The 6268-nt window shown below is 65.9% G+C and carries 7 protein-coding genes and 1 riboswitch; of the genes, 5 read left to right on the top strand and 2 right to left on the bottom strand.

Features of this window, described 5'->3' with window-relative positions; translation table 11 throughout:
• Positions 1 to 64 precede the first annotated feature (64 nt).
• Positions 65 to 258: riboswitch (yybP-ykoY riboswitch) on the top strand.
• Positions 259 to 267: 9 nt separating this feature from the next.
• The 4 genes from AC04MI_RS06615 (at position 268) to AC04MI_RS06600 (ending at position 4012) form a co-directional block, all read left to right on the top strand.
• Entirely contained in the window at positions 268 to 834 is a 567-nt protein-coding gene (locus AC04MI_RS06615) for a TMEM165/GDT1 family protein (protein WP_056056786.1), read from the top strand.
• Positions 835 to 1080: 246 nt separating this feature from the next.
• Complete coding sequence (metX, locus tag AC04MI_RS06610) at positions 1081 to 2211, top strand: homoserine O-succinyltransferase MetX (protein WP_436076684.1); 1131 nt, start codon at positions 1081 to 1083, stop codon at positions 2209 to 2211.
• Positions 2208 to 2792, top strand: a complete 585-nt coding sequence (metW, locus tag AC04MI_RS06605) for a methionine biosynthesis protein MetW (RefSeq protein ID WP_055402134.1) — start codon at positions 2208 to 2210, stop codon at positions 2790 to 2792. The genes metX and metW overlap by 4 nt, the downstream gene beginning before the upstream one ends.
• Positions 2793 to 2875: 83 nt before the next feature.
• Entirely contained in the window at positions 2876 to 4012 is a 1137-nt protein-coding gene (locus tag AC04MI_RS06600; RefSeq protein WP_436076685.1) for a glycerophosphodiester phosphodiesterase, read from the top strand.
• On the opposite strand, the gene AC04MI_RS06595 is transcribed toward AC04MI_RS06600, so the two are convergent.
• Both AC04MI_RS06595 and AC04MI_RS06590 read right to left on the bottom strand, forming a co-directional pair.
• The gene (locus AC04MI_RS06595; protein ID WP_436076686.1) at positions 3990 to 4631 is read right to left on the bottom strand and encodes an NAD(P)H-dependent oxidoreductase; all 642 of its coding nucleotides are present in this window, start codon (positions 4629 to 4631) and stop codon (positions 3990 to 3992) included. The two genes, AC04MI_RS06600 and AC04MI_RS06595, sit on opposite strands and share 23 nt — an antisense overlap.
• 72 nt (positions 4632 to 4703) lie before the next feature.
• Positions 4704 to 5174 carry a MerR family transcriptional regulator gene (locus AC04MI_RS06590; protein ID WP_055402140.1) on the bottom strand — a complete coding sequence of 157 codons (471 nt, stop codon included), beginning with the start codon at positions 5172 to 5174 and terminating at the stop codon, positions 4704 to 4706.
• Between the two features lie 169 nt (positions 5175 to 5343).
• Here AC04MI_RS06590 and AC04MI_RS06585 point away from each other — a divergent pair, with 169 nt between their 5' ends.
• Positions 5344 to 6177: a hydroxypyruvate isomerase family protein gene (locus tag AC04MI_RS06585; protein ID WP_436076687.1), complete on the top strand. Its 834-nt coding sequence runs from the start codon at positions 5344 to 5346 to the stop codon at positions 6175 to 6177.
• Positions 6178 to 6268 lie beyond the last annotated feature (91 nt).

Here is a 6268-nt window from a genome sequence, read left to right as displayed (position 1 = left end):
GGGCTCAAAACACCGGGGCAGCGTGGTTTTTCGGGGAATTTCAGGGCAAACCATAAGGTAAAATCTGGGGGTCTTTGGGGAGTAGCCCGCCCGGCCGCGCAATGCGCCGGGGGCATGCGTCAACACACTTGGGTTCTTTGAGACCTATGGCGTATGCGGCTTTTTGAGCTGGGCGAGACCATTGACTGCAAACCGATCCACGTGGCCGGAGTCGGGGTGCAGTCAATGCGTTTTCCACCCATCCGGCCGGATAGGACCCCCTCCCCCATGGAAGCCTTCTTCATTTCCACCGCCATCGTCGCGCTCGCCGAGATGGGCGACAAGACGCAGCTGCTCGCTCTGGTGCTCGCGGCACGCTTTCGCAAACCCTGGCCCATCGTGCTGGGTATCCTGGTGGCCACGCTGGTCAACCACGGCCTGGCCGGCGCTGTCGGTGCCTGGGTGACCACCTTCCTGGGCCCCCAGGTGCTGCGCTGGATTTTGGGCGCCTCGTTCATCGCCATGGCGGTCTGGATGCTGATCCCCGACAAGCTGGACGAAGGCGAAGCCGACGGATCGCCACGCTGGGGGGTGTTTGGCACCACCGTGGTCGCATTCTTCCTGGCTGAGATGGGCGACAAGACCCAGATCGCCACGGTCATGCTGGCTGCCAAATACAACGCTTATCTCTGGGTGGTAGCGGGCACCACGTTGGGCATGATGCTGGCCAATGCGCCCGTGGTCTGGCTGGGCGAGCGCATCACGCGCAAAGTGCCCATCCGCGCGGTGCATCTGGTGTCTGCCGCCATCTTTCTGGTGTTGGGGCTGCTGGCGATTTTTTCGTCTGCAGGCTGACCTGATCGGTGCGGCGGGCTGGGCGACGCGGCGCTGCTTTGGTATATTTGCCAGACGCGCCGATTTGCCACAGCTTGCGGGCGCTTTATAAATTCTGCTAAAGACCCGTCCGACACACCTGCCCGGCCTCGTTTTTAGCGACGCCGGGTATTTTTTTGCCGAGGTTTTGCCCTCGGTGACAGCGGCTCCTCGAGGGGCTTGCGGCGTGTGCAAGCGGTGGAACGTGAGGGCTTACCAGTTCCAACTATGTCGTTCATCGCCACACCCCAGTCCATGCATTTCCCGGATGCGCTGCCGCTGCAAAGCGGCGCGTCCATCCGCGACTACCACCTGGTCTTTGAGACCTACGGCGCGCTCAATGCCGACCGCTCGAACGCCGTGCTCGTGTGCCACGCCCTCAACGCCTCGCACCATGTGGCGGGCGTGTACGCCGGGCAGGACAAGAGCGAAGGCTGGTGGGACAACATGATCGGCCCCGGTAAGCCCGTGGACACCGACCGCTTCTTTGTCATCGGCGTGAACAACCTGGGCTCGTGTTTTGGCTCCTCCGGGCCCATGCACCACCACCCGGACACCGGCGAGGTTTATGGCGCGGACTTCCCCGTGGTCACAGTGGAAGACTGGGTCAACGCCCAGGCGCGGTTGCTGGACCGTCTGGGCATCCAGCAACTGGCGGCTGTGCTGGGTGGCAGCCTGGGCGGCATGCAGGCGCTCAGCTGGACGCTGCAGTACCCCGAGCGCATGCGCCACGCGGTGGTGGTGGCCAGTGCGCCCAACCTCACGGCCGAGAACATCGCCTTCAACGAAGTCGCCCGCCGCGCCATCGTGACCGACCCGGACTTCCACGGCGGCCACTTTTACCGCCACGGCGTGATCCCCAAGCGTGGCCTGCGCATTGCCCGCATGATCGGCCACATCACGTACCTCAGCGACGACGTGATGAACGAGAAGTTCGGGCGTCAGCTGCGTGAAGGCATCGACCTGAAATACAGCACGCAGGACATCGAGTTCCAGATCGAAAGCTACCTGCGCTACCAGGGCGACAAGTTCAGCGACTACTTCGACGCCAACACCTACCTGCTCATCACCCGGGCGCTGGACTACTTCGACCCCGCGCGCACCCATGCCGGCAACCTCACACGGGCCCTGGCCCGGGCGCAGGCCAGGTTCCTGCTGGTGAGTTTCACCACCGACTGGCGCTTTTCGCCCAAGCGCAGCCGCGAGATCGTGAAGGCCCTGCTCGACAACCGCCGCAGCGTGAGCTACGCCGAGATCGATGCGCCCCACGGGCACGATGCCTTTTTGCTCGATGACGCCCGGTACATGGGCGTCATGCGCTCTTACTTCGATAGCATTGCCAAGGAGTTGCAACCATGACCGAAAAAGCGGCGATGCAAGCCCTGGCGCGCCTGGTGCCCCCCGGCTCGCGCGTGCTCGACCTGGGCTGTGGCAACGGCGCCATGCTCGACTACCTGCAGCGCGAGCGCGGCTGCAGCGGCTATGGTGTGGAGATCGACGACGCCAACGTGCTGGCCTGCGTGCAGCGCGGAGTGGATGTGATCCAGCTCAACCTCGACGAGGGGCTGGCCATGTTCGACGACAACAGCTTTGACGTGGTGCTGCAGATCGACACGCTGCAGCACCTGCGCAATGCCGAAACCATGCTGCGCGAAACGGCGCGCGTGGGCCGCACGGGTGTGGTGGCGTTTCCCAACTTTGCGCACTGGCCCAACCGCCTGTCCATCCTGCGCGGACGCATGCCCGTGACGCGGCGCTTGCCTTACCAGTGGTACGACACGCCCAACATCCGCGTGGGCACCTACAAGGACTTCGAAGTGCTGGCCACCAAGAACAGCCTGCGCATCCTGGATGCCTTCGGCCTGCAGGATGGACAGGAAGTGCGCTGGCTGCCCAATGCGCGCGCGGGCACGGCCGTCTTCCACTTCGAACACGCGTAGCGCTTACCGGGGTGTACGCCCCGGCGACACGCCGCTGTCAACCGCATCGGCTAAGGTGCGGGCTCCGTTTGTAGGAGACCCGCATGAAACGCATTGCACTGCGCGCCGTGACCGCTGCCGCGCTGTTGACCACCTGGGCGCTGGGCGCCGTCGCCCAGGCCTGGCCGCCCACCCCCACCGTCATTGCCCACCGGGGCGCATCGGCCCTGCGGCCGGAGCACACGCTCGCCGCGTACCAGAAGGCCATTGACGACGGCGCCGACATCATCGAGCCCGACCTGGTCATCACCAAGGACGGCGTGCTGGTGGCGCGGCACGAGAACGCCATCGCCATCCTGGGCCCCGATGGCTCTGTGAAGGAAGCCACCACCGACGTGGTGGACCGCCCCGAGTTTGCGGGCCGCAAAACCACCAAGACCATCGACGGCCAGGCCATCACCGGCTGGTTCACCGAAGACTTCACGCTGGCCGAGCTCAAAACCCTGCGCGCCCGCGAACGCATCCCTGCACAGCGCCCGGCCAACGTGGCCTACAACGGCCAGTTCGAGGTGCCCACCTTGCAGGAAGTGATCGACCTGGCCAAGGCGGCCACGGCCAAGACCGGTCGCACCATCGGCATCTACCCCGAGACCAAACACCCCACCTACTTCCAGTCCATCGGCCTGCCGCTGGAGGCGCCGCTGCTGGCCGTGCTGGAGAAGAACGGCTGGAACCACAAGGACGCGCCCGTGTTCGTGCAGTCGTTCGAGGTCAGCAACCTGCAGGCGATCCGCAAGCTCAGCAGCGTGCGCCTGGTGCAGCTGGTCGCCCCTTCGGGCCGGCCGTATGACTTTGTGGCGCAGGGCGCGGCCAACACACGCGCTTATGCCGACCTGATCACGCCCGAGGGCCTGCAGCAGGTAGCCACTTACGCCAACGCCATTGGGCCATTCAAGACCCTGGTGGTGCCGGTGAAGGACGGTGTGCCCGGCGAGCCCACGCCGCTGGTCGCGCAGGCCCATGCCGCCGGGCTGGCGGTGCATATCTGGACGCTGCGTCCCGAAAACGCCTTCCTGCCCGCTGGTCTGAAGAAGGCGCCGATCACTGATGGCATCGTGCGCGGCGACAGCGTGGCCGAGATCACGGCCTACCTGCGCGCGCGCATCGACGGCTTCTTCACCGACGACTCGGCGGTGGGCCGTGCTGCAGTGCAGGCCTTCACGGCGAAGGCGACGAAGTAACAGGTGCCGGGCGCGGTTTGCCCGGTGCGGAACGCGCGCCCTGGCGCAACCCCAGTTGCCGCGCCTTTTCCACCCACAGTGCTAGCCGGTCGGCGCTGGCGCTGCGCACGGGGCCAAAGCTGTGCACCTGCACGGGCCGGATGCCGCAGAATTCCAGAATGGCCTTCTTCATCTGGTGGTGCCCCGGCATGCGCGTGACCCAGCGGAAGTACCAGGGCGGCGAGTCCATGGTCACCAGCAGCTCGGCCGATCGGCCGGCCAGCAGCTTGTCCCACAGTGATGAGCCTTTGCGGTACTTGAAGGCATAGCCGGGCAGCTGCACGCGGTCGATAAAACCCTTGAGCAGCGCGGGCATGGCGCCCCACCAGATCGGATAGACCCACACCAGATGGTGCGCCCAGGTGATGTCGGCCTGCGCGGCCAGCAAATCGGGTTCCAGCGGCTGGGCAGCGCCATAGCCCTGAAACAAGGGGTTGAAAACGAGCTGCCCCACGTCCAGAAACCGCACCTGCGCCCCTGCGCGCCTGGCGCCCTCGGCATAGGCACGTGCCATGCCTGCGCACAGGCTCTCGGCGGTGGGGTGGCCCAGGATGACCAGAATGTTTTGTTGCTCTGCCACAGACGCTCCATCACGGTGTTGTTGATGGCGCCATGGTCACCCTGCCCCACGGGGCAGAGTCAAGCGGTCAGGTCAAGTCGCGGTGAATCTCGCAGCGCCCGCCTTGGTAGCTGCACCAAATTGCGCGGGGTTGTGCGCTGGAGGTGCCACCGCCAGTGTGGAGGGCGCAGCGCAGGCTTCGGGTGCCACGGGCACGGCCAGCGTGTCGCAGGTGTGCAGCTCGGCTTCCAACAGCGCCAGCTGCGCGTCCAGCGCTGACAGGCGCGCCAGCTCCTGCGCCACGGCGGCCCGCCGCCCGGCCACCAGCTGGGCCATGCGTTCCCAGCCTGCAGCGGTGTCGATGTGGGGCAGGCCATCCAGCTCCGACAGCCGAAAACCCAGCGCCTGGGCCTGGCGGATCAGCAACACGCGGGCTACATCGGCCTCGCCATAGTGGCGGTAGCTGCCTGCGCGCGCCACCGTGCCCAGCAGGCCCCGTGACTCATACAGCCGTATGGCCTTGGGCGTGGTGCCGGTGCGTTGGGCGAGTTCTCCGATGCGCATGGGTGATCCTGAGATTGCTATAAAATATATAGCTGTAAAGGCATATGAAACTAGCGCTAGAGGCGAATTTGGCACAAATTCAGACTCCACGGCGCTCTGGGCGGGCAATGGGCTCGTTGGCTACACGATAAGCTGCGGCGCTTTGAAGTTGCCCCTTCGCACTGCCCCCATGCCCCAGTTTGCCGCCCACCTGAGCCTGATGTACACCGAGCTGCCCTTGCTCGACCGTTTTGCGGCTGCGGCGCACGACGGGTTCCGGGCGGTGGAACTGCACTTCCCCTACGCTTTCGATCCCCGCGAGATCGCTGCCCGGCTACAGGACAACGGCCTGCAGCTGGTGCTGTTCAACGCCCCGGCGGGCGGGTTCAAGCCCACCGACATGGCCCACGCCTGGGACCAGGGCGCACGGGGCCTCGCCGCGCAGCCGGGTCGGGAGGCGGAGTTTCGCGCCGGAGTGCTGGAGGCCCTGCGGTATGCCGAGCAACTGCGCTGCCCGTTCATCAACCTGCTGTGCGGCACCGTGCCGCCGGGGGTGGAGCGCGAGTCGCTCAAGGCCCTGTGCGTGGGCAACCTGCGCTGGGCGGCAGAGCAGGCCGCGCGTGCAGGGTGTGACCTCCTCATCGAGCCCACCAACCTGCGCGACGTGCCGCGTTATTTTCTGAACCGGCAGGACCATGCGCACGAGCTGCTCGACGCGGCCCAGGTGCCCCACCTGAAGGTGCTGATGGACCTGTACCACTGCCAGCTGGTGGAGGGCGACCTGCACGGCAAGCTGCAGCGTTACCTGCCCACGGGCCGCGTGGCCCACATCCAGGTGGCGGGTGTGCCCGCGCGCAACGAGCCCGACCGGGGCGAGCTGCACTACCCGTTCCTGCTCGACACCCTCGACGCCCTGGGCTACACGGGCTGGGTGGGTTGCGAATACAGCCCGTCGGCAGGGACATCGCAGGGGCTTGGCTGGCGGGACCTTGCCCTGCGCAACGGCCCCCAGCACCCGGCCTAAATCGTTTCGCGGGCCAGCTCCAGTACGCGCGAATGCGTAAGGGAATGCGTGAATAAATGTAACAAGGTGCTGGGCTTAGAGTGAATGCAGA

Source organism: Acidovorax sp. LjRoot204 (genome assembly GCF_056175785.1).
Note: the sequence above shows the minus strand (reverse complement) of the source record. Positions and strands in the feature narration are given on the sequence as shown.

Excerpts from the sequence above, each read along its gene's own strand:
- AC04MI_RS06615 (WP_056056786.1), top strand. The coding sequence starts at position 268 with ATGGAAGCCTTCTTCATTTCCACCGCCATCGTCGCGCTCGCCGAGATG.
- metX (WP_436076684.1), top strand. The coding sequence starts at position 1,081 with ATGTCGTTCATCGCCACACCCCAGTCCATGCATTTCCCGGATGCGCTG.
- metW (WP_055402134.1), top strand. The coding sequence starts at position 2,208 with ATGACCGAAAAAGCGGCGATGCAAGCCCTGGCGCGCCTGGTGCCCCCC.
- AC04MI_RS06600 (WP_436076685.1), top strand. The coding sequence starts at position 2,876 with ATGAAACGCATTGCACTGCGCGCCGTGACCGCTGCCGCGCTGTTGACC.
- AC04MI_RS06590 (WP_055402140.1), bottom strand. The coding sequence starts at position 5,174 with ATGCGCATCGGAGAACTCGCCCAACGCACCGGCACCACGCCCAAGGCC.
- AC04MI_RS06585 (WP_436076687.1), top strand. The coding sequence starts at position 5,344 with ATGCCCCAGTTTGCCGCCCACCTGAGCCTGATGTACACCGAGCTGCCC.